Source organism: Pectobacterium versatile (assembly GCF_003932035.1).
GTDB lineage: Bacteria > Pseudomonadota > Gammaproteobacteria > Enterobacterales > Enterobacteriaceae > Pectobacterium > Pectobacterium versatile.
The window spans coordinates 753246-778163 of the sequence record NZ_CP034276.1 but is presented as its reverse complement, the minus strand read 5'-3'; the positions used below and the strand labels follow the sequence as shown (position 1 = coordinate 778163).

26 protein-coding genes and 1 tRNA gene are annotated in these 24918 nt (G+C 49.7%); 12 read left to right on the top strand and 15 right to left on the bottom strand.

The genetic code is table 11. The features are described 5' to 3' along the window. Positions 1-24: 24 nt before the first annotated feature. From glmM to rlmE, 4 genes are all read right to left on the bottom strand, one after another. A complete protein-coding gene (gene glmM, locus EIP93_RS03590; RefSeq protein ID WP_039274136.1) occupies positions 25-1362 on the bottom strand; it encodes a phosphoglucosamine mutase in 1338 nt (445 codons plus the stop codon). Between the two features lie 7 nt (positions 1363-1369). Next, on the bottom strand, positions 1370-2203 hold the full coding sequence (gene folP / locus EIP93_RS03585; RefSeq protein ID WP_103861447.1) for a dihydropteroate synthase: 834 nt from the start codon (positions 2201-2203) through the stop codon (positions 1370-1372). A gap of 121 nt (positions 2204-2324) precedes the next feature. Beyond that, positions 2325-4274 carry an ATP-dependent zinc metalloprotease FtsH gene (gene ftsH, locus EIP93_RS03580; RefSeq protein WP_029368533.1) on the bottom strand — a complete coding sequence of 650 codons (1950 nt, stop codon included), beginning with the start codon at positions 4272-4274 and terminating at the stop codon, positions 2325-2327. Positions 4275-4321: 47 nt separating this feature from the next. Next, positions 4322-4951 carry a 23S rRNA (uridine(2552)-2'-O)-methyltransferase RlmE gene (rlmE, locus tag EIP93_RS03575; protein ID WP_125232281.1) on the bottom strand — a complete coding sequence of 210 codons (630 nt, stop codon included), beginning with the start codon at positions 4949-4951 and terminating at the stop codon, positions 4322-4324. 143 nt (positions 4952-5094) lie between these two features. Between rlmE and yhbY the strand changes: the two genes are divergently transcribed. Continuing rightward, complete coding sequence (gene yhbY, locus EIP93_RS03570; RefSeq protein ID WP_010283039.1) at positions 5095-5388, top strand: ribosome assembly RNA-binding protein YhbY; 294 nt, start codon at positions 5095-5097, stop codon at positions 5386-5388. A gap of 128 nt (positions 5389-5516) precedes the next feature. Here the strand turns inward: yhbY and greA are convergent, their stop codons facing one another. Continuing rightward, entirely contained in the window at positions 5517-5996 is a 480-nt protein-coding gene (gene greA / locus EIP93_RS03565; RefSeq protein ID WP_095701554.1) for a transcription elongation factor GreA, read from the bottom strand. 268 nt (positions 5997-6264) lie between these two features. Here greA and dacB point away from each other — a divergent pair, with 268 nt between their 5' ends. After that, a complete protein-coding gene (gene dacB, locus EIP93_RS03560) occupies positions 6265-7698 on the top strand; it encodes a serine-type D-Ala-D-Ala carboxypeptidase (RefSeq protein ID WP_103861448.1) in 1434 nt (477 codons plus the stop codon). A 67-nt stretch (positions 7699-7765) separates the two neighbouring features. On the opposite strand, the gene cgtA is transcribed toward dacB, so the two are convergent. From cgtA to rplU, 4 genes are all read right to left on the bottom strand, one after another. After that, positions 7766-8938, bottom strand: coding sequence for an Obg family GTPase CgtA (gene cgtA / locus EIP93_RS03555; protein WP_103861449.1), 1173 nt, complete (start codon positions 8936-8938; stop codon positions 7766-7768). Between the two features lie 259 nt (positions 8939-9197). Continuing rightward, positions 9198-10163 carry a DMT family transporter gene (locus EIP93_RS03550; RefSeq protein ID WP_125232280.1) on the bottom strand — a complete coding sequence of 322 codons (966 nt, stop codon included), beginning with the start codon at positions 10161-10163 and terminating at the stop codon, positions 9198-9200. An 89-nt stretch (positions 10164-10252) separates the two neighbouring features. After that, positions 10253-10510 carry a 50S ribosomal protein L27 gene (gene rpmA, locus EIP93_RS03545; RefSeq protein ID WP_005971498.1) on the bottom strand — a complete coding sequence of 86 codons (258 nt, stop codon included), beginning with the start codon at positions 10508-10510 and terminating at the stop codon, positions 10253-10255. 19 nt (positions 10511-10529) lie between these two features. Further along, positions 10530-10841: a 50S ribosomal protein L21 gene (gene rplU / locus EIP93_RS03540; protein WP_010283026.1), complete on the bottom strand. Its 312-nt coding sequence runs from the start codon at positions 10839-10841 to the stop codon at positions 10530-10532. 256 nt (positions 10842-11097) lie between these two features. Here rplU and ispB point away from each other — a divergent pair, with 256 nt between their 5' ends. Then, positions 11098-12069 carry an octaprenyl diphosphate synthase gene (gene ispB, locus EIP93_RS03535; RefSeq protein WP_103861451.1) on the top strand — a complete coding sequence of 324 codons (972 nt, stop codon included), beginning with the start codon at positions 11098-11100 and terminating at the stop codon, positions 12067-12069. A gap of 77 nt (positions 12070-12146) precedes the next feature. On the opposite strand, the gene EIP93_RS03530 is transcribed toward ispB, so the two are convergent. Continuing rightward, a complete protein-coding gene (locus tag EIP93_RS03530; protein WP_039485888.1) occupies positions 12147-12521 on the bottom strand; it encodes a DNA-binding protein in 375 nt (124 codons plus the stop codon). Positions 12522-12769: 248 nt separating this feature from the next. Next, complete coding sequence (locus tag EIP93_RS03520; RefSeq protein WP_095993632.1) at positions 12770-13156, bottom strand: DNA-binding protein; 387 nt, start codon at positions 13154-13156, stop codon at positions 12770-12772. A gap of 187 nt (positions 13157-13343) precedes the next feature. Between EIP93_RS03520 and EIP93_RS03515 the strand changes: the two genes are divergently transcribed. Next, positions 13344-13607, top strand: a complete 264-nt coding sequence (locus EIP93_RS03515; RefSeq protein ID WP_039485882.1) for a helix-turn-helix domain-containing protein — start codon at positions 13344-13346, stop codon at positions 13605-13607. A 69-nt stretch (positions 13608-13676) separates the two neighbouring features. Here EIP93_RS03515 and mdh read toward each other — a convergent pair whose 3' ends face one another. Next, on the bottom strand, positions 13677-14615 hold the full coding sequence (mdh, locus tag EIP93_RS03510; RefSeq protein WP_102118090.1) for a malate dehydrogenase: 939 nt from the start codon (positions 14613-14615) through the stop codon (positions 13677-13679). A gap of 469 nt (positions 14616-15084) precedes the next feature. On the opposite strand from mdh, the gene argR reads away from it, so the two are divergent. Continuing rightward, complete coding sequence (gene argR / locus EIP93_RS03505; RefSeq protein ID WP_010283010.1) at positions 15085-15555, top strand: transcriptional regulator ArgR; 471 nt, start codon at positions 15085-15087, stop codon at positions 15553-15555. A gap of 85 nt (positions 15556-15640) precedes the next feature. Here argR and tsaD read toward each other — a convergent pair whose 3' ends face one another. Beyond that, positions 15641-16654 (bottom strand): tRNA (adenosine(37)-N6)-threonylcarbamoyltransferase complex transferase subunit TsaD, encoded by a 1014-nt coding sequence (tsaD, locus tag EIP93_RS03500; RefSeq protein WP_103861453.1) that lies wholly within the window; start codon positions 16652-16654, stop codon positions 15641-15643. A gap of 228 nt (positions 16655-16882) precedes the next feature. Here tsaD and rpsU point away from each other — a divergent pair, with 228 nt between their 5' ends. From rpsU to rpoD, 3 genes are all read left to right on the top strand, one after another. Beyond that, positions 16883-17098 carry a 30S ribosomal protein S21 gene (gene rpsU, locus EIP93_RS03495; RefSeq protein WP_001144069.1) on the top strand — a complete coding sequence of 72 codons (216 nt, stop codon included), beginning with the start codon at positions 16883-16885 and terminating at the stop codon, positions 17096-17098. A 154-nt stretch (positions 17099-17252) separates the two neighbouring features. Beyond that, on the top strand, positions 17253-19007 hold the full coding sequence (gene dnaG, locus EIP93_RS03490; RefSeq protein WP_125232279.1) for a DNA primase: 1755 nt from the start codon (positions 17253-17255) through the stop codon (positions 19005-19007). 153 nt (positions 19008-19160) lie between these two features. Next, a complete protein-coding gene (gene rpoD, locus EIP93_RS03485) occupies positions 19161-20999 on the top strand; it encodes an RNA polymerase sigma factor RpoD (protein WP_125232278.1) in 1839 nt (612 codons plus the stop codon). A gap of 97 nt (positions 21000-21096) precedes the next feature. Here the strand turns inward: rpoD and mug are convergent, their stop codons facing one another. Beyond that, positions 21097-21600, bottom strand: a complete 504-nt coding sequence (gene mug / locus EIP93_RS03480; RefSeq protein ID WP_103941943.1) for a G/U mismatch-specific DNA glycosylase — start codon at positions 21598-21600, stop codon at positions 21097-21099. 140 nt (positions 21601-21740) lie between these two features. Here mug and EIP93_RS03475 point away from each other — a divergent pair. From EIP93_RS03475 to EIP93_RS03465, 3 genes are all read left to right on the top strand, one after another. Then, positions 21741-21816 (top strand) — tRNA-Ile (locus EIP93_RS03475). A 378-nt stretch (positions 21817-22194) separates the two neighbouring features. Beyond that, a complete protein-coding gene (locus EIP93_RS03470; RefSeq protein ID WP_125232277.1) occupies positions 22195-22464 on the top strand; it encodes a type II toxin-antitoxin system RelE family toxin in 270 nt (89 codons plus the stop codon). 63 nt (positions 22465-22527) lie between these two features. Beyond that, positions 22528-22902 (top strand): helix-turn-helix domain-containing protein, encoded by a 375-nt coding sequence (locus EIP93_RS03465; protein WP_125232276.1) that lies wholly within the window; start codon positions 22528-22530, stop codon positions 22900-22902. Positions 22903-22991: 89 nt separating this feature from the next. On the opposite strand, the gene EIP93_RS03460 is transcribed toward EIP93_RS03465, so the two are convergent. Beyond that, positions 22992-23894, bottom strand: a complete 903-nt coding sequence (locus tag EIP93_RS03460; RefSeq protein ID WP_109225293.1) for a LysR family transcriptional regulator — start codon at positions 23892-23894, stop codon at positions 22992-22994. A gap of 181 nt (positions 23895-24075) precedes the next feature. Between EIP93_RS03460 and EIP93_RS03455 the strand changes: the two genes are divergently transcribed. After that, a complete protein-coding gene (locus EIP93_RS03455; protein ID WP_125232275.1) occupies positions 24076-24840 on the top strand; it encodes a type 1 glutamine amidotransferase domain-containing protein in 765 nt (254 codons plus the stop codon). The last annotated feature ends 78 nt before the right edge of the window (positions 24841-24918 follow it).

The following is a 24918-nucleotide window of genomic DNA, read 5'->3' as shown; positions in this document are numbered from 1 at the left end:
CCTGATTGGCTAATCAAAAAAACCTCAACCGACGGCTTTCACCGCATCGGCAATACGGTTCGCCAACGCGATTACCGTCTCTTCGTGTTCACCCTCAACCATGACACGGATGAGTGGCTCAGTGCCGGATTTACGCAGCAATACCCGCCCGCGTCCAGCCAATTCTTTTTCCACATCCTGTGTAATCTGCTGCACGTTTTTGTCTTCCAGCGGATCGTGTTCACCCGTAAACCGCACATTGACCAGAATCTGTGGAAACAGCTTCATACCACTGCATAAATCATGCAGGCTCATATGGTTTTTCACTATTGCGGTAAGGACTTGCAAACCGGCAATCACACCGTCGCCCGTCGTGGTTTTGTCCAGCAGGATCACATGACCGGAGTTTTCTGCCCCGATGCGCCACCCTTTTGCCTGCATCATTTCTAATACATAGCGGTCACCCACCTTGGCACGAGCAAACGGGATACCGAGCTGCTTTAACGCAACCTCAAGCCCCATGTTACTCATCAGCGTGCCCACCGCGCCGCCACGTAGTTGCCCTTGGCGTAAACCTTCGCGAGCAATGATATACAGAATCTGATCGCCATCGACCTTGTTGCCTAAATGGTCGACCATGATGAGCCGATCGCCGTCGCCGTCAAACGCCAGCCCAACGTCCGCTTTTTCAGCCAGTACACGCGCCTGTAGCTGTCTGACGTCCGTCGCCCCGCACTCTTCATTGATGTTCATCCCATCCGGCTCACAGCCAATCGCGATGACTTTAGCGCCAAGCTCGCGCAATACGCTGGGGGCGATATGATAGGTAGCACCATTGGCACAATCGACGACAATCTTTAAGCCATTAAGGCTCAGTTCGCTCGGGAACGTCCCCTTACAAAATTCGATGTAGCGTCCAGCAGCGTCAACAATGCGGCTAGCTTTACCTAATTCAGCAGACTCAACACACGTCAGCGGTTTTTCCAGTTCAGCTTCGATCGCTTCTTCTACGTCATCCGGCAACTTGGTGCCGTCAATTGAGAAGAATTTAATACCGTTGTCGTAATACGGATTGTGAGAAGCAGAAATAACGATACCCGCTTCAGCACGGAACGTACGGGTAAGATAAGCAACCGCAGGCGTAGGCATCGGGCCGGTAAAAGAAGCGGATAACCCCGCAGCAGCTAGCCCTGCTTCCAGCGCAGACTCCAGCATATAGCCAGAAATACGGGTATCTTTGCCGATAATAATCTTACGAGAACCATGTCGCGCGAGAACCTTCCCAGCGGCCCAGCCCAGTTTAAGCACAAAATCAGGGGTAATCGGCGTATCGCCAACCTTGCCGCGTACGCCATCGGTACCAAAATATTTGCGGTTACTCATTTCGTTTTTATTCCTTCGCAGAAAGGGTAGCTTCAACAATACGCATGGCATCAGCCGTTTCTTTAACATCGTGAACGCGAATAATCTGTGCTCCCTGCATCGCCGCAATCACTGCGCAGGCGACGCTACCATGAACACGCTGTGCAGGCGGTACATTAAGGAGCTGCCCAATCATGGATTTTCTCGACATGCCAACCAGAAGAGGCAGTTCAAAACGATGTAACTCACTCAGGCGAGCCAGAAGCGCATAATTATGGGCAAGATTCTTACCGAATCCGAACCCAGGATCCAGCAATAGCTTACTTTTCGGAATATTGGCGTTCACACAGCGATCAATCTGCTGCTGCAAAAAATCGCCAATATCCTGCATCAGATCATCATAGTGCGGTTTGTGCTGCATAGTTCTCGGCATACCCTGCATATGCATCAGGCATACTGGCAAACCTGTAGCCGCCGCCGCTTCCAGAGCCCCCGGCTCTTGCAAAGCGCGAATATCATTAATCAGGTGCGCACCCGCCTGCGCCGACGCCGTCATCACTTCCGGCTTTGAGGTATCGACTGAGATCCATACGTCAAAGCGTTTAGCAATGGCTTCCACCACAGGCACCACACGGTTCAGCTCTTCTTCCGTGCTCACATCAGCTGCACCAGGGCGCGTTGATTCGCCACCAATATCGATCAGGGTCGCACCAGCGGTAATCATCTCCTGAACGTGCAGTAATGCAGTATCGAGTTTGTTGTGTTTGCCGCCATCGGAAAAAGAGTCCGGCGTGACGTTAAGAATGCCCATGATGTGTGGGCAGGAAAGATCCAGCGTTGAGTCTCTGGCAACCAGTTGCATGATTTACCTCCGCATTCTGGTGTATGTAGTTAACGTGAAATGTGATTCGAAGAACATTCCCAGTAAAAAACCCCAGCCTGAGCTGGGGTTTCGTAAGTTACAGATGTCAATCGCAGGCGAATTACTTATCGTCCACTTGCTCAGACATTGTATTACCGGGATTAGGCGTCTGTGGCTCATCTACTGGCGTAGGGGCTTTAGGTGTACCGCCACCGTTACCAGAATCGTTGTCAGAGCGGGACTCTTCCCAACCCGCAGGCGGGCGAACGTCTTTCTTACGTCCCATCAGGTCGTCGATCTGCGGCGCATCAATGGTTTCATACTTCATCAACGCATCTTTCATTGAATGAAGGATATCCATGTTTGCCATCAACAGTTCGCGAGCACGCACATAGTTACGTTCAACCAGAGATTTTACTTCCTGATCGATAATACGCGCGGTTTCATCTGACATGTGCTTGGCTTTTGCCACGGAGCGACCGAGGAATACCTCGCCTTCTTCTTCCGCATAAAGCAAAGGACCCAATTTTTCAGAGAAGCCCCACTGCGTTACCATGTTACGAGCAATCGACGTTGCCACTTTGATGTCATTGGACGCGCCTGTTGATACATGTTCCACGCCGTAAATGATTTCTTCGGCCAGTCGACCACCGTACAGCGTAGAGATTTGGCTTTCCAGCTTCTGACGGCTGGCGCTGATCGCATCCCCTTCAGGCAGGAAGAACGTCACGCCCAGTGCACGCCCACGCGGAATGATCGTCACTTTATGGACCGGATCGTGCTCTGGCACCAGACGACCGATGATGGCGTGTCCTGCTTCATGATACGCCGTCGATTCCTTCTGCTTCTCAGTCATTACCATGGAACGGCGCTCTGCGCCCATCATGATTTTGTCTTTAGCTTTCTCGAACTCGACCATCGACACAACGCGTTTGTTACCACGAGCAGAGAACAATGCGGCTTCGTTAACCAGGTTAGCTAAATCCGCACCAGAGAAACCTGGCGTACCACGTGCAATCACTGACGCATCGATATCTGGAGACAGCGGTACGCGACGCATGTGAACTTTCAGAATCTGTTCACGACCGCGAACATCCGGCAGGCCAACCACAACCTGACGGTCAAAACGACCTGGACGCAGTAACGCGGGGTCAAGCACATCAGGGCGGTTAGTTGCCGCGATGACAATAATGCCCTCGTTACCTTCGAAGCCGTCCATCTCAACCAGCATTTGGTTCAGCGTTTGTTCACGTTCATCGTGACCACCGCCCAAACCTGCACCACGCTGACGGCCAACGGCGTCGATTTCATCGATAAAGATGATACAAGGCGCGGCTTTCTTCGCTTGTTCGAACATGTCACGAACACGAGAAGCACCGACACCTACAAACATTTCAACGAAGTCAGAACCAGAAATCGTAAAGAAAGGCACTTTCGCTTCACCAGCAATCGCTTTTGCCAGCAGCGTTTTACCTGTTCCCGGCGGGCCGACCATCAGAATGCCTTTCGGAATTTTACCGCCCAGTTTCTGGAAACGGCTAGGTTCGCGCAGGTACTCGACCAGTTCGCTAACCTCTTCCTTCGCTTCGTCACAACCAGCTACATCAGCAAACGTCGTCTTGATCTGATCTTCAGTCAGCATACGCGCTTTGCTCTTGCCGAAGGACATAGCGCCTTTACCGCCGCCGCCTTGCATTTGACGCATGAAGAAGATCCAGACGCCAATCAGTAACAGCATCGGGAACCAAGAAATAAAGATAGAAGCCAGCAAGCTCGGTTCTTCCGGCGGCTCACCAACGACTTTCACGTTCTTCGTTAGCAGGTTATCCAGTAGCTTGGGGTCATTGACAGGAATGTAAGTCGTGTATCTGTTGCTGTCTTTTTTGATAACACTGATCTCACGCCCGTTAATACGTGCTTCACGGACCTGATCCTGATTCACTTCAGTCAAGAAGGTTGAATAATCCACCCTACGGCCATTCGACTCGCTGGGCCCAAAGCTCTGGAAAACAGACATCAGCACAACTGCGATGACTAACCAGAGAATTAGGTTTTTCGCCATGTCACTCAAGGGATTAACCTCATATTACAACTGTGTTAAAAAACAGCGTTAGGGTACTACAGTTTGCGCCCTGTCGCTACAATATACACTTCACGAGACCGGGCACGTGAGGCGTCTGGTTTACGAATTTTCACTTTCGTAAACAGGGAGCGAATTTCCCGCAGGTATTCATCAAAACCTTCTCCCTGAAACACTTTCACCAGGAAACTTCCGCCTGGTGCTAATACATCCCGACACATACCAAGTGCTAATTCAACCAGATACATCGACTTCGGAATATCAACGGCTGGTGTACCACTCATGTTAGGGGCCATGTCAGACATCACCACCTGAACTTTGCTATCGCCAACCCTTTCGAGCAAGGCTTTGAGGACCACTTCATCACGAAAGTCCCCTTGCAGGAAATCGACGCCGACAATCGGATCCATCGGTAAAATATCACACGCGATAATTCGACCATTTCCACCTATTTGCGTGACCACATACTGTGACCAGCCGCCAGGTGCCGCGCCTAAATCCACAACTGTCATACCGGGTTTAAACAGTTTGTCGCCTTGCTGTATTTCGTCAAGTTTAAACCAAGCACGTGAGCGCAGCCCTTTTTTCTGGGCCTGCAGCACATATTTATCGCTAAAGTGTTCCTGCAACCAGCGACTGGAACTTGCAGAACGCTTTTTATTCGCCATCGATTTTCCAACTATTCTCAGTAACACGCTCGTGGTGGGGAGAAACTTCTCACATATTACCAATCAGAGCAGTCAAATTGGTTATAATCATGAGATGGCGGTAGAATGACCCGTTTTCAATCCCAACCTAAGTAAAAAAGACAATGAACCTAAGTAATAAACAAAAACAACACCTGAAAGGCTTGGCACATCCGCTAAAACCGGTTGTCATGCTGGGCAATAACGGTCTCACCGAAGGTGTTCTGGCTGAGATCGAACAAGCATTGGCACATCACGAGCTGATCAAGATAAAAGTAGCGACAGAAGATCGCGAAACCAAGGCCTTGATCGTGGAGGCAATTGTTCGTGAAACGGGTGCCGCTAACGTTCAGGTTATCGGCCATACGTTGGTACTCTACCGGCCTGCAAAAGAACGTAAAATTGTGTTACCACGATAACACTTTTTATTTCAGGATACTCGGTTTTAACGGAAAGGTGCCATGCCTCTCGGTTAGAGAAAAGGCCGCAAGCGGCCTTTTTCTTTTCTTTACAATTTTTGCTGTTTTAATCAACAATCCGGCAAAATTTATAGATATTCGACCTTCAGGATCTCATATTCCACGTCGCCGCCCGGCGTACGGATAACCACAACGTCATCCTGCTCTTTGCCGATCAGGCCACGCGCGATAGGGGAATTCACAGAGATCAGATTCTGTTTAAAATCCGCTTCGTCATCGCCAACAATCCGATAGGTTTGCTCTTCTTCGTTATCCAGATTCATCACCGTCACGGTCGCGCCAAAAATAACACGCCCGTTGTTCGCTGACATTTTCGTGACATCGATAACCTGTGCGTTAGACAGTTTTGCTTCAATGTCTTGAATACGTCCTTCACAAAAGCCCTGCTGCTCACGTGCGGCATGATATTCTGCATTTTCTTTCAGATCGCCGTGCTCACGCGCTTCGGCAATCGCGGCAATAATTTCAGGTCGACGCACAGATTTCAGGTGGTCAAGCTCTTCGCGCAATTTTTCAGCGCCACGCAACGTCATCGGAAATTGTTTCATATTGTCTATACCTCTAAAAAAGTCCGTAAGACTCAAATAATCGTCATCCTGACGCGCTAAAAATCAAAGGCGACGGAGTCTCTGCAACGTGTCTGTCCTCACTGGACATAAAACAAAAGCAACCAGCCCCGGAACAAAATTTCCAGGCTAGCAGCGGTTTTGCATTTTGATACGTATTTTACCCCAGAGTTCAATGAGGGTCATCGTTTACTTTAGACCTTGTTGCGCCGTAGTATGACCACACGTTACCCCGTTATTAGCTGAGATTATGCGTTTTTCATCGATTGTTACCGGACTTGCCTGCGCTTTTGTTCTGCATGCCAATGCAGCTTCTGTTGAGGATCATCGCCAATATTTACCAGATGGTGCCAATTTGGCGCTATTGGTACAAAAAGTTGGCGCAACAACACCCAGTATGGCCTTCAATAGCCAGCAAATGGCGCTTCCGGCCAGTACGCAAAAGGTGATAACCGCATTAGCAGCATTACTACAGTTGGGTCCAGATTATCGATTCATCACCACGATGGAAAGCCACGGGCCTGTCACCAGCGGTATTCTGAACGGTAATCTCATCGTACGGTTTAGCGGCGATCCTACGCTTAAACGCCAGCAAATACGGAATATGGTGCAGGAATTAAGAAAGCGTGGGATACAGGAAATCTCAGGTGATGTGCTGATCGACACCTCAGTGTTCGCCAGTCACGATAAAGCGCCAGGCTGGCCCTGGAACGACATGACACAGTGTTTCAGCGCCCCTCCGGGGGCTGCGATTGTTGATCGCAACTGCTTCTCCGTCTCACTCTACAGTGCGCCTAAAGCAGGTGATAATGCGTTTATCCGCGTTGCATCCTATTATCCGGTACAGATGTTCAGCGAAGTCCGCACGCTGGCTAAAGGCTCATCCGATGCCCAATATTGCGAATTGGATGTGGTACCCGGGGAATTAAATCGCTTTACGCTTACAGGTTGTCTGGTTCAGCGCACAGAGCCGCTTCCGCTGGCATTCGCGATTCAGGATGGCGCCAGCTATGCCGGAGCTATCGTTAAAGATGAGCTACAGCAGGCAGATATTCGTATTAAAGGCAGCCTTCGCCGTCAGACGCAGCCAGGCCCAGCAGGAAGCGTACTGGCCCAGACACAATCGCCTCCGCTGCACGACCTGCTCACTATCATGCTGAAAAAATCAGACAACATGATTGCCGATACGGTCTTTCGAACTATTGGGCACGAGCGTTTTAGCGTACCAGGAACATGGCGCGCTGGCGCTGATGCCGTGCGACAAATTCTGCGTCAGAAGGCGGGTGTAGATTTAGGAAACAGCATTGTTGTAGATGGTTCAGGCCTGTCACGACACAACCTGATTTCACCAGAAACGATGATGCAGGTCTTGCAGTATATCGCACAGCACGATAATGAACTGAATTACATCACTATGCTTCCGCTTTCCGGCTATGACGGCACGCTGCGTTATCGTGGCGGCCTGCATGAAGCTGGCGTCGATGGCAAGGTTTCGGCTAAAACCGGGGCATTGCAGGGCGTATATAATCTTGCAGGCTTCATTACTACCGCAAGCGGCCAGCGCATGGCATTCGTCCAGTTCCTATCCGGCTATGCTGTGCCGCCAGAAGACCAACGCGCACGTCGCGTTCCTCTGGTGAGATTTGAAAGCCGTCTCTACAAAGATATTTATCAGAGCAATTAAAACAACAACGCGGCCTTACTTTGAGGGTAAGGCCGCGTTGGCGAGATCTGACTAGCAGGAGAACGAATTATTTTTGATAGATGATCTCAACACCTTCATCATCTTCATCGTCCCAATCATCATCCCACTCTTCTTCGGCTTCTTTTTCTATTTCAGCCAGTTGTTCGCGGTGATAATCATCCCACATGAACTCCACTTTTTCCGGTGCGCTTTCGGCAATCGCCGTCACTTTCGGATTCGCTTTCAGGAAGTTCATCACGTCCCAGCAAAGTGGGTTGACACCTTCACGGTTCGCCGCAGAAATCAGATAGTATTTATCATCCCAACCAAGCGCGGCCGCAATCTCTTTGGCACGTTTTTCCGCTTCAGCCTTATCGATCAAGTCAACCTTGTTGAAAACCAGCCAACGCGGTTTTTCTGCCAAGCCAGCGCCATACTGCTCTAACTCGTTGATAATGATCTTGGCATTTTCAATCGGATCTGACTCATCAATCGGTGCCAGATCAACCAAATGCAGCAGAACACGGCAGCGTTCAAGGTGTTTCAGGAAACGAATCCCCAGCCCCGCACCGTCAGACGCGCCTTCAATCAAACCTGGGATATCCGCTACAACAAAGCTCTGCTCGCTATCCATACGGACCACTCCAAGGCTCGGCACCAAGGTGGTGAACGGATAATCGGCCACTTTCGGCTTCGCTGCTGATACTGCGCGGATAAAGGTCGATTTACCTGCGTTAGGCAGGCCAAGCATTCCCACGTCAGCCAGCAACAGCAGTTCCAGCGTCAGCTCACGCTCTTCGCCTTTTGTACCATTGGTTTTTTGACGCGGAGCACGGTTGACTGACGATTTAAAACGCGAGTTACCCAAGCCATGCCAGCCGCCTTTCGCGACCATCAGGTTCTGTTGATGGCGAGTCATATCGCCCAGTACTTCGCCCGTTCCCTGATCAAGAACACGGGTACCAACAGGAACTTTAATCGTAATATCTTTACCACGTTTACCCGTACAGTCGCGACTTTGCCCGTTTTGTCCACGCTCAGCGCGGAAAGATTTTTCAAAACGATAGTCGATCAACGTGTTCAGGTTTTCGTCTGCCAGCAGATAAACGTCCCCACCATCCCCGCCGTCCCCGCCGTCTGGGCCACCGTTGGGAATATATTTTTCACGGCGAAAGCTGACACAACCGTTACCGCCATCGCCTGCCACAACAAGAATTGTGGCTTCATCTACAAACTTCATTGATTCTCTCCGCAAAAAACCAATAGAGAATATCTACGTGTTTTAGGCTTGTTATTGGTTCTTCTTGGCGTAACTTTTTGATTTTAAGGCATGTAGCGTATTTCTACTCACCATTAAAAAACTGACGCACCAGAACGCATTCCAGCAAAGGAGCGGATTGTACCTGCCCGCTCCAATAATTTCATCTGTATTAAAAATAAACAACACATGCAGACTGTCAAAAGATGGCTGTGACCGCTGCAATACGTTTTCTCTTAAGCTATTTTTTCGCTACCAATGGTGGCAGCACAGGCTCTTTCTTTCCAGGAAGGAAACGATGTCCAATAGCGGAAAACATGGCGCCAGCAACAACCACAAACGCACCGACGTAACCAATCCAATTCAATACTGGAGCAGCAAAGAAAGTCGGCCACCCTAATGCCAGCAGATCGGAAAACAGCAGCGTAAACAACGGCGTCAGCGTAATGACCGCACTAACCTGCGACGCCTGCCAGCGAGCCATTGCTTCCGCCAACGCACCATATCCAATCAACGTATTCGCACCGCAGAATAACAGGCAAATAAGCTGCCAGTTGCTCAGTTGAAAAATAACGTCAAGCTTGGCAAAAGGCGTGATAAAGACGACACACAGAACATATAACAAAAACAGAATCTGCTGTGATGTCAGACGTCGCAATAGAACTTTCTGCGCTACACCATAAGATACCCACACCGCCGAGGCGCAAACACCCAGCAGCACGCCCAGCGTGTAGTCTGTCAGTCGGGTAAAAATCTCAATCAGGCTGGTATTAAAGAACAGGAGCAGACCACAGAACAGCATGATCGCGCCAATGATCTGCGTGCCGCGCATCTTTTCCTTTAGGATAAGTACGCTGGCGAACATCATACCTACAGGAGAAAGCTGCCCGATAACCTGAGACGCTGTCGGGCTCAGATATTGGAGAGACGAGCTAAAGAAAACAAAGTTGCCCAGTAGCCCAGCCGTCGCAATCAGTAGCAGAACCCACCAGCGCCGATGCCGGAAAACCCGCATTGGCGGCAACTTTTTACGGGATGACAGAATAATGCCGAGTCCAATGGAAGCAATGAAAAAGCGATACCAAACAATCGTATAAGGTTCCATCACCACCAGAACCTGTTTCATGGCTATCGGTAACGCCCCCCAGCAAACAGCCGTAGTCAGCGCCAGACAAAGACCGATGCCCGTCTGTTGTTTAGTATTCATACTTATCCAGATGGTTTACTCAGAATCAGAATGTAAAAAGCCCCGCAAAGAATTGCGGGGCTTAAATCCGTCAGACCTAACGCGAAAAATTATTCAGCAACGATGCTAATAAATTTACGGTTTTTTGGGCCTTTAACTTCAAACTGAACTTTACCATCAGTCAAAGCAAACAGAGTATGGTCTTTCCCGCAGCCAACGTTAGTTCCTGCGTGGAATTTGGTACCACGTTGACGAACGATAATGTTGCCAGCCAGTACACTTTCGCCGCCAAAACGTTTTACGCCCAGACGTTGTGCGTTAGAGTCACGACCGTTACGGGTTGAACCGCCAGCTTTCTTGTGTGCCATTTAATCCGCTCTCCTAATCTTAAGCGCTGATGCCGGTAATTTTCACGTCAGTGAACCACTGACGGTGGCCTGCTTGCTTACGGTAGTGTTTACGGCGACGGAACTTAACGATCTTCACTTTTTCGCCACGACCATGAGCAACAACTTCAGCTTTGATTTTACCGCCATCGACGAAAGGAACGCCGATTTTGATTTCTTCACCGTTAGCAACCATCAGAACTTGGTCAAACTCAACGGCTTCACCAGTTGCGATGTCCAGCTTTTCCAAGCGAACGGTTTGCCCTTCGCTTACTCGGTGTTGTTTACCACCACTTTGGAAAACTGCGTACATATAAAACTCCGCTTTCCGCGCACCCGTTAATAGGTTTCAGAGCGCGCTATAAATATTCATAATAGGGCGCGAATTCTACGCAAAAATACTGAGGATGACAAGTGCATAATCAACGGATGTGAAGAAAAAGAATACAACGTATCAACTGCCGTTTATCTCTCTCATTTTTCAAGTACAATCAGCCCAATAAGTTCCGTCTTGCCGATATGCAACAGCAATCTTACGGCAGTGTTGAAGACATACGTTGGCATAAACCATGAATCTAGAACAAATTACAACATTAACTACGCAGGATATGGCAGCTGTTAATAACGTCATTCTTGAACAACTGAATTCTGACGTCGTTTTGATAAACCAGCTTGGACATTACATCATCAGCGGTGGTGGAAAACGTATACGCCCGATGATTGCTGTCCTTGCGGCCAGAGCCCTCAACTATAACGGTGATAAACATGTCACTGTCGCCGCGCTGATCGAATTTATCCACACAGCAACACTGCTGCATGATGACGTGGTAGACGAATCCGACATGCGCCGGGGTAAAGCAACGGCAAATGCCGCCTTTGGCAACGCAGCAAGTGTGCTGGTTGGGGATTTCATCTATACCCGCGCTTTCCAGATGATGACCAGCCTCGAATCATTACGCGTTCTGGCGCTGATGTCAGAAGCGGTGAACGTGATTGCTGAAGGCGAAGTCTTGCAGCTAATGAACTGCAACGACCCGGATATCACTGAAGAAAGCTATATGCGCGTCATTTACAGTAAAACAGCACGTTTATTTGAAGCCGCAGCGCAATCATCATCGATCCTTGCCGGCGCGACGCCAGAGCAAGAAAAAGCGCTTCAGGACTATGGCCGCTACCTGGGCACTGCGTTCCAGTTAATTGACGATCTGCTCGACTACAGCGCGGACGGTAAAACGCTGGGTAAAAACACGGGCGATGACCTCAATGAAGGCAAGCCAACGCTGCCGCTCCTGCACGCAATGCGTCATGGTAATGCAGAACAACGTTCGATGATTCGCAAGGCGATTGAAGAAGGAAACGGGCGTCATCTGCTGGGACCCGTTCTTGCCGCCATGCAGCAATGCGGTTCACTTGATTATACGCGTCAGCGTGCCGAAGAAGAGGCAGATAAGGCGATTAGCGCACTACAGCTGCTGCCGGAAACACCACACCGCGCTGCGCTCGAAGGCCTTGCCCACTTAGCCGTACAGCGCGATTTCTAACGTGGTGTAAGGTTCTATCAGATAAGATCGTTGATTCATAAGTAGCGCTGCCTTGCAGCGCTACTCGTTCGCCAGACTTAGGCAGTCTGGTCGAGTGTGACATCATCCAGCCGAGACAGCATCGCTATTGTCCCTTCACGCAAGATGAAATTAATCAGCCGGCTTCGTTCATCAACGGAAAGTTGATGGAAAATATGCACCCACGATGACAGCAGGGTCGGCTCATTATCTATACGATAATACTCGGTTGGCGGATTTTCTTTTACTAGCAGAGAGTTCCTGACCTCGTTCGGCAAACTGCGAATAGAATATTCGACACCGCGCCCTTGAACCCCTTTCCGCCTGCGCTTTTCCCAACCGTCGTCTCGTGCCCGCTTGTTCAGCCCCTGCGGCGACTTAGGCAATCCACCTACACCAACCAGCTCACTTGTTGCAAACCACTCTTTGTCCATACTCGTCACTCCCTTGTTTGTTTTGAACAGGCATTACGTCAACTCGCCCAAAAGTTTCCATATAGTAGACTATAATTACCTAAACCGCTAACTTTTACACGTTACCGACACACCTAAGTAATAGAAGAAATGATTAAATCCAGCGTGATGCCCAACCACCGCAGCCAGAGAAAGTGCTACAAAGCGACAGAAAATACAGATTCCTTTTCATCACTGAGGCTAAGTTCAGAAAGATCGCCAGTAACGAATCAGTCAATCACCATTGATGAGACAGGTTCCCCATCCGACGGTGTAATACCTAACTGGCTCAGCGTGGTTGACACCCCGACTCGCAGAATATAAGCGATTAGCTCATCTCTTTCTTTTTCAGATAGTTGCTGATAAATTTGCATCCATACGGCCAGTGCCGCAGGCTGTTTCGCCGAGTAGGCGGAAGGCTCGATTTCGAGTAATAGGGATTTTTTTACCGTATCCGGCAAGCTGTGAATTGAGTACTCCACTCCTCTTCCCTGGACGCCTTTACGGCGACGCTTCTCCCATCCATCCTCGCGGGCGCGCTTATTTAATCCTTGTCTTGATTTCGGAAGGCCGCCGACTCCAACCAATTCGCTGGTAGCAAACCACTCTTTTTTCATTGCCTTTCATCCTGATAGTGCCATCCCTAACAAAAACGCCCTTATTTGGAAATTAATTGAGAATTTTAAGGAAAATTAATGCTATATTATTTCCAAATAATAATGTCATGTTAGTTCGGCATATAACTAACATCCGTTATTTATACCACTAATCTACAGTCGTCTTATAGCAAATAAGGGAAGGATTATGATTTTAAGGAAACAAGACTGGCATCCCGCTGATATCATTGCTGCACTGCGCAAGAAAAACACGACGCTGGCGGCGGTATCGCGAGCGGCCGGATTAAGCTCATCTACGCTAGCTAATGCACTCTCACGCCCTTGGCCCAAAGGGGAGTGGCTTATTGCCGATGCGATGGGTATTCACCCATCAGAGATTTGGCCCAGCCGGTACTACAATCCAGAAACCAATGAGCTTATCGACAGAAAAAAACTCATCCGTCCCGATTAAAAAAGAAAAGCCGGAGATCGACATCTCCGGCTTTTTATTCAACGTCACGTATTACAAGAATCTCAATGATTAATTCTTGATGAACGTCTCGCCTAACTCAATGTCCTGCTTCAGTGTATCCAGCATGCTGTTAAGCGCGTTTTGCTCAAAAGCACTTAATGTGCCGATGTCTTTACGCTCGGCGACGCCGTCTTTGCCTAACAGAATCGGCTGAGCGAAGAAGCGGGCATATTTGCCATCGCTTTCAACGTATGCACATTCCACCACACCGTTTTCGCCTTGCAGCGCACGAACCAGAGACAGACCAAAACGTGCTGCGGCCTGACCCATAGACAACGTTGCCGATCCGCCACCCGCTTTGGCTTCAACAACCTCAGTACCCGCATTCTGGATACGCTTGGTCAGATCGGCCACTTCCTGCTCGCTGAAGCTGATACCAGGAACCTGAGACAGCAGTGGCAGAATCGTCACACCAGAGTGTCCACCGATAACCGGCACATTAATGTCCTGCGGCTGTTTGCCTTTCAGCTCAGCAACGAACGTGTTGGAACGGATGATATCCAGCGTTGTGACGCCGAACAGTTTGTTTTTGTCATATACGCCAGCTTTTTTCAGCACTTCTGCTGCGATGGCAACGGTCGTATTCACCGGGTTGGTGATGATACCGATACAGGCTTTCGGGCAAGTAACCGCAATTTGCTCAACCAGATTACGCACAATGCCAGCATTGACGTTGAACAGATCGGAACGATCCATACCAGGTTTACGTGCCACACCCGCGGAGATCAGCACGATATCTGCACCAACAAGCGCTGGTTTAGCATCTTCACCGCTATAGCCTTTGATCTTCACTGCTGTAGGAATATGGCTCAGATCGACGGCAACACCCGGCGTTACTGGGGCGATATCGTAAAGGGATAGTTCTGAACCTGAAGGAAGCTGGGTTTTGAGGAGGAGTGCGAGTGCCTGACCGATACCACCTGCTGCTCCGAGAACTGCAACTTTCATCCTAAACTCCTTATTATCATAAAATAAAAAAGTGCCGTGAATTCATTTGGTTATAAACAGAATATAAAAATGGGGATACGTGCAACCTACTTATCTTTCCACAAATGACACGAGAGACAAAAAATACGCTATGTCTCTAATAATAAATCAAAAACAACCATTCGTTTGAAAGGTAAGTAAAGTTAGTAAGCTATTGAGCTATAACGCGGTGTTCATTCACGTGCGTTTAACCAGTGCGCTACATTACACCGATCAATGGCGTCCGAACAACATCATTCTGATAACATTTGATTTACTTTTATGTGACGCAGGACGCATTTTTCGGACTACCCAAGAGTCGATTTTTTTTGAAAACAGCGACTAACGCATATCTGGTGAAATGGATTGGAATTATACGCGATTTAATTGCATAAAAATTCACACAACTGCATAATAGGAAGATTAACCATAACAATTAATCCGGTGCAGAATGCGAAATTCGACAAAACAAGAAGACCTCGTTAAAGCGTTCAAAGCGCTGTTAAAGGAAGAGAAATTCAGTTCTCAAAGTGAAATTGTTCAGGCATTGCAAGACGAAGGATTTGAAAACATTAACCAATCCAAGGTGTCACGCATGCTAACGAAATTTGGCGCCGTGCGCACACGCAATGCCAAAATGGAGATGGTGTATTGTCTCCCTGCCGAGCTTGGCGTCCCGACGACGTCCAGCCCGCTGAAGAACCTTGTACTGGACGTGGATTACAATGATGCCGTCGTCGTGATCCATACCAGCCCTGGCGCCGCGCAGCTCATTGCTCGCCTGCTGGACTCACTTGGGAAGTCAGAAGGCATTCTCGGCACCATTGCAGGGGATGACACTATTTTTACCACCCCAGCAAGAGGCTTCAGCGTCAAACAGCTTTACGAAGCGATTCTGGTGCTATTCGAACAAGAGCTGTAATCCGCTTATACGCTAATGTTTTTGCTACGCTTTCTTCACTACGTGTAGAGCAGCTATCTACACGTAGCGATTACCGCTCGAACGCTCACACCGCAGGCAATTCAGCCAACGGCCAACGTGGCCGAACAGATACGCCCAGCGTCTGGCTCGCGCCATGCATCAGACGTACACTGCCTGCATAGGCAATCATCGCGCCATTATCCGTACAGAATTCAGGCCGCGCATAAAACACTTCACCGCCGCGTTTCGCCATCACTTCACCTAAGCGCTGGCGCAGCGTCCGGTTTGCACTCACGCCCCCCGCCATGACCAGTCGTTTAAAGCCCGTCTCATCCAGCGCGCGACGACATTTTATCGCCAGCGTATCTACGACGGCGTCTTCAAACGCACGAGCAATATCGGCACGCGTTTGATCGTCATCACCATTGCTACGAATCGTATTGGCAGCAAACGTTTTTAGCCCAGAAAAACTGAAATCCAGCCCCGGCCGATCGGTCATCGGGCGCGGAAACGTAAAGCGTTGGGAATTCCCCGCCTGCGCCATTTTCGACAGCATTGGACCACCAGGATAATCTAATCCCAGTAATTTCGCCGTTTTATCAAACGCTTCACCCGCCGCATCATCAATCGACTCGCCCAGCAAACGGTACTCTCCAATGCCCGTCACGCTGATGAGCTGCGTATGACCACCAGAGACCAGCAGCGCCACGAAAGGAAACGCCGGCGGGTTATCTTCCAGCATCGGCGCCAGCAAATGCCCTTCCATATGGTGCACAGGAATCGCCGGTACACCCCAGGCGAATGCCAACGATCTACCTATCGTCGCGCCCACTAATAGCGCGCCAACCAAACCAGGGCCGGCGGTGTAAGCCACACCATCGATATCGTCAGCCTGTAACCCAGCTTCGCGCAGCGCCGCCTGAATCAACGGAACCGTTTTACGCACGTGATCGCGTGAGGCGAGCTCAGGCACTACGCCGCCGTAATCAGCATGCAATTTAACCTGGCTGTATAACTGATTGGCGAGCAAACCGGTTTCCGTGTCATAAATGGCCACACCAGTTTCATCACAGGATGTTTCGATACCCAATACGCGCATTGCTGTTCCTAACGTTGATGATGATACGAGCACGCGTTAAATGCCGCTTGCTTCAAACTGCAGATAGTCTACCATAAGCGGCCTGATTTCTGCGCTGGCCGTGGTTGGGCGTTTTATGATCACCGCAATGCTTTACAAAGACGTCACGTTTGCAGTAGAATTCCGCACCATTTTGAAAAGGCTGGCACAAGGCCAGCGGCAAACCGAATTTATTGAGGTGAGAGGCACATGCCGGTAATTAAAGTACGTGAAAACGAGCCGTTCGACGTAGCTCTGCGTCGCTTCAAACGTTCCTGTGAAAAAGCAGGCGTTCTGGCTGAAGTTCGTCGTCGTGAGTTTTATGAAAAACCAACGACCGAACGCAAGCGCGCTAAAGCTTCTGCAGTGAAACGTCACGCGAAGAAATTGGCTCGAGAAAACGCACGCCGCACTCGTCTGTATTAATTTTCAGGAGGGTTTCCCTCCAACGCGTGATTAATCCGCAGACTTAGCAGTTGCATACGTAAGGCCGTGCTTTCCGAAAGGAAGCGCGGCTTGTTGTCGTTTATAAGCTATATCCAATGTAATCACCTTACAGAAGGGTATACACCAGGGGCTTATGGCTGGACGAATCCCACGCGTATTTATTAATGACCTGCTGGCTCGCACCGACATCGTCGATCTCATTGACGCGCGCGTCAAACTGAAGAAGCAGGGCAAAAACTACCATGCGTGCTGTCCGTTCCATCACGAAAAAACCCCCTCATTCACCGTAAACGGTGACAAACAGTTCTATCACTGTTTTGGCTGTGGCGCACACGGCAACGCCATAGACTTTTTGATGAATTACGATCGTCTCGAATTCGTTGAAACCATTGAAGAGCTGGCCACCCAATATGGCCTCGAAGTGCCTTATGAAACCGGCACGGGCCCGACCCAGTTAGAGCGTCACCAACGGCAAAGTCTGTACGAATTGATGGGACAGCTCAGCGGGTTCTATCAACAAGCACTAAGCCAATCAGTCGGTACACCAGCGTTGCAGTACCTGCAACAGCGCGGTTTAAGCGCAGAAGTGATCAGTCATTTTGCAATTGGCTTCGCCCCGCCCGGCTGGGACAACGTTTTAAAGCGCTTTGGCCGCAATAATGATGACCGCAGCACATTGAACGATGCAGGCATGCTGGTGACTAACGATCAGGGCCGAATGTATGACCGCTTCCGCGAGCGTGTGATGTTCCCCATCCGCGACAAACGGGGACGAGTGATTGCCTTCGGCGGACGCGTATTAGGCGATGGTACCCCAAAGTACCTTAACTCGCCGGAAACAGAAATTTTTCATAAAGGTCGCCAGTTGTACGGCCTGTATGAGGCGCAGCAAAGTCACCCAGAACTCAAACGACTCTTGGTTGTTGAAGGCTATATGGATGTGGTGGCGCTGGCGCAGTTTGATATTGACTATGCGGTGGCATCGCTGGGTACCTCCACAACCGCCGATCACATTCAGTTACTATTTCGCGCCACAGACCTGGTGGTGTGTTGTTACGACGGAGACCGTGCTGGACGTGAAGCGGCATGGCGCGCGCTGGAAACTGCGCTACCCTATTTGAACGATGGTCGTCAGCTACGCTTTATGTTCCTGCCAGACGGTGAAGATCCCGATACGCTGGTGCGTAAAGAAGGCAAAATCGCCTTTGAGCAGCGAATGGAACAGGCCCTGCCGCTGTCGCAGTTTCTGTTTGAAACGCTGCAACAGCAGGTGGACATGAGTTCACCCGACGGTCGTACTAAGCTCAGCACGCTGGTGCTACCGCTGATAGGCCAGGTACCGGGAGAAACGCTGCGGATGTATTTGCGCCAGCAGCTCGGTAACAAGCTAGGAATTTTGGACGACAGCCAGTTGGACAGACTGCTCCCAAAAGTGGCAGAGCAAGCTCAATCCTACCAGCCGCCGCAACTAAAAGTCACAACTATGCGTATACTTATAGGACTTTTAGTACAAAACCCAAGATTGGCTGCAGAGGTGCCTGACCTCGCGCTGGAAGGCATTGAAGAAGACAAAGTGGCGGGTTTATCCCTGTTTCAAGACTTGGTGAAAACCTGCAACGCCAGCCCTGGGATGAACATGGGCCTGCTGTTGGAAAAATATCGCGACAGCAAGTACCGCAAACAGCTTGAAACCATGGCTTCATGGAACCATATGATCGTAGAGGAAGAGCTCGACGAGAAGTTCAGAATCAGTCTGGCAGAGCTCTACGATCAGCTGTTGAAACAGCGACAAGAAACATTGATTGCCCGTGACAGAACGCATGGGCTCAACGCCAAAGAAAAAAAAGAGCTTTGGTCGTTGCAACTGGCGTTGACCAGAAAACACTGATACAGAGGCTTAATTGCCGATAAATAGCAGGGTTGAGCCCTGCAAAGAGCCGCTACAGGGGCGCGGCGATAAGAAAAATACCCCTAATGCTATTGTTAGCGAACTACGCTGACCGACACCAACCCAAATACTCTGAAGTGTGGATACCGTCTTATGGAGCAAAACCCGCAGTCACAGCTGAAGCTGCTTGTCACCCGTGGTAAGGAGCAAGGCTACCTGACCTATGCTGAGGTCAATGACCATCTGCCGGAAGATATCATCGACTCGGATCAGATCGAAGATATCATCCAGATGATTAACGACATGGGCATCCAGGTGATGGAAGAAGCACCGGATGCAGACGATCTGTTGCTGGCCGAAAACACCAATGATGCCGATGAAGATGCAGCAGAGGCTGCTGCGCAGGTTCTATCCAGTGTTGAATCGGAAATTGGTCGCATCACCGATCCGGTTCGCATGTACATGCGTGAAATGGGTACCGTTGAGCTGTTGACGCGTGAGGGCGAGATCGATATCGCCAAGCGTATTGAAGACGGCATCAACCAGGTTCAGTGCTCTGTTGCAGAGTATCCTGAAGCCATTACTTACCTGCTGGAACAGTATGACCGCGTCGAAGCGGGCGAAAGCCGCCTGTCCGACCTGATCACTGGCTTCGTCGATCCTAATGCGGAAGAGGACATTGCGCCTACCGCGACTCACGTTGGTTCCGAGCTTTCGAGCGAAGAAATGGACGATGACGATGAGGAAAAAGAAGACGAAGAGGAAGAAGAAGACGACAACAGCATCGATCCTGAGCTGGCGCGTGAGAAGTTCACCGAGCTGCGTGTGCAATATGAAACGACACGTCAGGTTATCAAAGCTCACGGTCGTAGCCATGCATTGGCAGCACAGGAAATCCTGAATCTGTCCGAAGTCTTCAAACAGTTCCGTCTGGTGCCGAAACAGTTTGATTTCCTGGTTAACAGCATGCGTTCCATGATGGATCGCGTTCGTACTCAGGAACGTTTGATCATTAAGTTGTGTGTTGAACAGTGCAAAATGCCGAAGAAAAACTTCGTCACGATGTTCACTGGCAATGAAACCAACAACACTTGGTTTGCCGCAGCAGTCGCAATGGGCAAGCCATGGTCTGAAAAGCTGAATGATGTTGAAGAAGACGTCACCCGCAGCCTGCAAAAACTGCAGCAGATCGAAGAAGAAACCGGCCTGACGATCGAGCAAGTTAAAGACATCAACCGTCGTATGTCGATTGGTGAAGCGAAAGCGCGTCGCGCCAAGAAAGAAATGGTGGAAGCCAACCTGCGTCTGGTTATTTCTATCGCGAAGAAATACACCAACCGTGGTTTGCAGTTCCTCGACCTGATTCAGGAAGGCAACATCGGTCTGATGAAAGCGGTAGATAAGTTTGAATACCGCCGTGGTTACAAATTCTCGACCTATGCCACTTGGTGGATCCGTCAGGCGATCACCCGTTCTATCGCCGATCAGGCGCGTACCATCCGTATTCCGGTACACATGATTGAGACGATCAACAAACTGAACCGTATCTCTCGTCAGATGTTGCAGGAAATGGGACGCGAGCCAACGCCGGAAGAGCTGGCTGAGCGTATGCTGATGCCAGAAGACAAGATCCGTAAAGTGCTGAAAATCGCGAAAGAGCCGATTTCAATGGAAACCCCGATTGGTGATGATGAAGATTCACATTTGGGCGATTTCATCGAAGATACGACGCTGGAGCTGCCGCTGGATTCCGCCACGTCGGAAAGCCTGCGTTCTGCGACACACGACGTTCTGGCTGGCTTGACCGCACGTGAAGCGAAAGTCCTGCGCATGCGTTTCGGTATCGATATGAACACCGACCATACGCTGGAAGAAGTGGGCAAACAGTTTGACGTTACGCGTGAACGTATTCGTCAGATCGAAGCGAAAGCGCTGCGTAAACTGCGCCACCCAAGCCGTTCCGAAGTGCTGCGTAGCTTCCTGGATGATTAATTCATCCCTCAGCTAATCCGCACGGTAGATAGCCTCACGATAAATAACCCCAGTTCGCTGGGGTTATTTTTTGCCTGTCAGAACGCTCAGATTGAATTTATACGTTATCCTGCAACGCCTGATGCAATTCCTGATATGACGCCACCAGCGACTCCAGCGTCGCACGATTCAGCCCGCTAGGGTTCGGCAGTACCCAAACCTGCGTTTTGCCAATACACAGCGCCTGACGCCCCCAGGAAACCTTCTTGATACCAAACGCCTGACTGAACGCCTGCTTCCCTAACACCGCCAGCGCACGCGGCTGATAGCGTTCCATCTTCTCAACAATCACATTGCCGCCTTGCAGCAGCTCGTCTCGCCCCAACTCGGTGGCTTCAACCGTTGGGCGCTCCACCAGCATGGTGATGCCACATCCGGTATCCAGCAGATGCTGCTCTTCCGCAGGTGTCAGCAAACGTTCAGTAAAGCCTGCCTGATAAATCACCTTCCAGAAGCGATTACTAGGGTTAGCGAAGTGGTAACCGTGATGGGCCGTCGACAGCCCGGGGTTAATGCCGCAGAAAACCACCTGAAGATTCATGGCCAGAATATCGGTAATCATGTCTTTCCCTACTTCCGTTGACTACAGCCATCGTAAATTCTGATAAGAATAACAACAAGCTATCTTGAGTATAAAACCACCACCCGGCAGATAGACTATAGACCTCCCCCCGCACATTACCGTATAATCATCGCCCATTCGGCCCCTTAGCTCAGTGGTTAGAGCAGGCGACTCATAATCGCTTGGTCGCTGGTTCAAGTCCAGCAGGGGCCACCAAATTTTAGCTTTAAAATCATATGATTAAGCCACCTTTTACGGTGGTTTTTTTGTGCATCATGTACAGTGTCGCAAATTTGTCTCACTGAATTCAGGCAACATCGAAAACAGCATATAAACAAGCGAGACCTCTCAACGCCCGATGTTTCCCTCACCAAGCCCGCACAAGAATGGCATGTTTCTATGCTGCTATTTTATCAGGTGTTGTGACATCTATCTCATTAGCGCAAATCTGAGCAGTGATACAGAAATAACAGCCCTTTTAAAATAGGGGTTTAACATGAAATAAAGGGATTGTAACTTGAATGTATAGGCATAAAACCCTATATTAATAATGTATTGAGCAATAGACAGGCTTTAAACATTCAGGGGAACAGGATGACCCATATAGTCTGGACGGGTAAGGCGGTTAAAGACCTTCGCAAACTCCCAGTCAACGATCAGAAAGCGATTCAGGCGAATGTGAATTCACTAGAGGGGTACCCCACGACAAAGAGTAAACCGCTCGATATTACCAAGCTGACAGATCGCGGGAGCGAGTATCGCTTAAGGGTAGGAAATTATCGCGTGCTGTTTGAGATACAGAAAGGGGAACCGATCATTATTGAAATTCAACGTGTGCTACGCCTCACCAGTACCACATACTAAATTCGCACCAAATCCGTGCCAACATGAGACGATATGAAACGTTAAAGATTAGGAAAATCTATCATGTCAAACATTCAATACATTACTGACGAGCGCGGACAGAAGATTTCCGCCGTTATTCCGATAGAACTGTTTGAAAAACTTATCCATAACAGTGAACTCGACGGGCTGTATGAATTGGTACAAAACGATACTGGCCCCAGCGATAATGTGCAGTATCCCAATGAGGTGATCAATATCCTGTCCTCCAAAAATTGCACAATGCAAGCCGCCTGGCGGATCTACCGTGGGATGACACAAAAACAGGTCGCTGAAAAGCTAGGCATAAAGCAATCTACCGTGTCCGAATTCGAGAAATCAGAACGGCCACGTAAAGAAAACATTGAGCGGCTAGCAGAACTGTATAACTGCAAACCTGAACAATTGATTTTGGAATAATCTTCGCCCCGCAAACGGGGTGATTTTTGCGATGTACGAATGTAAAACCGGATTGGTTGAATACGCTTCGGAAGACTGACAGACGTCATTCACGTCTTAATAACTTGCGAACACACGTCGATAAACGCGCGTAATTTGGGTTGATTCCTCGCAGCTCTGGAGAAATAAAGAAAGAGGCCGTCGTTGCCCGGCGAGAGATCGAGTAACGCCGCTTCCAGCGTGCCATTTGCCAGTTCGCGTGAGGTATGGAAGGTGGATGAGTAAATAAGTCCAACGCCCCTGACCGCGAGGCTACGCATTAGCTCACCATCGTTCACGGTAATTGTGCCGGTCGGCTCAACTCTTACACTTTCTTTATTTTCGACAAACTCCCACCGATAAATATCTCCCTTTTCAGGGCGACGAAAGCGAATACATTCGTGATGCACCAGATCGCGCGTCGCTTTAGGCTTACCGTTCGCTTTGAAATAGTCTGGCGACCCAAATACCGCCCACTTAAATGGCGGGGAGAGTCGTACTGCAATCATATCCTGTTCGATGTATGAACCGATCATAATGCCAGCATCGTAGCCTTCGGAGACGAAATTATCGTGACGATTACTCACCGTGATATCGATATTCAAATTCGGCCACGCCTGACGAAACGCAGGGATGAGAGGCTCGATGACATGAGGCAATGCCAAACGTTCTACGATCAGCTTCAACGTCCCAGAGGGCTTTTTTGCCGATTGAGCCACATCTTCAAAACCCGTTGCGATAACGTGTGCCGCAGGCCCAATTCTCAGCAGCAGGCCTTCCCCTGCTTCCGTCAATGCCATTTTGCGCGTCGTGCGGTGGAAAAGTAGCACGCCGAGGCGATGCTCCAGTTTCTGGAGCGACAAGCTCACCGATCCCGGCGTCTTACCCAGATCGAGCGCGGCTTTGCGAATGCTCAAGCGTTTCGCTATAGCCAGAAATTCTGCCAGTCCATCAAAGCTATCGGATTGCCCCATCAGGGTTCCTCATCGTCATGCAACACAGGGATCATCAAACGTATTTTACGATAATTTATCACGCCAATATAAAGTGATTGTATCGATTTTTTAAACAATGTATTCCACTTTTACCGCCTGTTTTCAACCCATTATCACGGATATAGTGGCGACCATCACCACCTGCTGAAAGGAGTTTTTTATGTCAATCATCAAGCGCTGTGCTGGTCTTATCGCCGCGATGGCTGTGTTTGCCGCAGCCTCCCCCGTTTTCGCCCAAGCCAATCTGAAAGAAGAGAAGATACTGATCGTCGTCTCCAGTCTGGATAAAAAGACGCCGGAGCTGGTTGGCGGGTTCTGGTTTCCAGAGCTCACTCACCCGGTTGAAGTCTTCGACAAAGCCGGACTGGATTACGACATTGCCAGCCCGAAAGGAGGATTGCCTCCGTTCGACGGGTTCGATCTCAAAGATCGGGCGAGTCTGGATTTTTGGACTAACCCAGAGCACCGCAACAAACTGGCCAATTCCATCCCGCTGGCAAAAATTGATCCTGCTAAATACACCGCGATCCTGCTCGTCGGCGGACATGGGCCAATGTGGGATTTTGCCAACAATCCTCAGTTAGCCAACATTGTGCGTACTCTGTATGAGAAAAACGGCATTGTCAGCGCGGTCTGCCACGGTCCTGCGGGTCTGCTGAATGTGAAACTCAGCAATGGCGAACTGTTGATTAAAGGCCGTCGTCTTACCGGCTTTACTGCGGAAGAAGAAGCTTCCCGGCAATACGACAAGATTGTGCCGTTTGAACTTGAAGGTGCACTGAAAAAGGATGGCGCAATATTCGAAGAAGCCCCTATCTTCGAAAATAAAGTCGTCGTTGACGGGCGACTGATCACCGGTCAAAACCCAGCATCCGCTCAAGCGCTTGGCGAAGCCGTCGTCAATGCGCTGAAAACGAAGGCATAATCACCGCATCATCAGTTGCGTTAGGTGGTCAAACACCTAACGCATCGATATCAGGAAGGACGTCACACATCAGGCGAT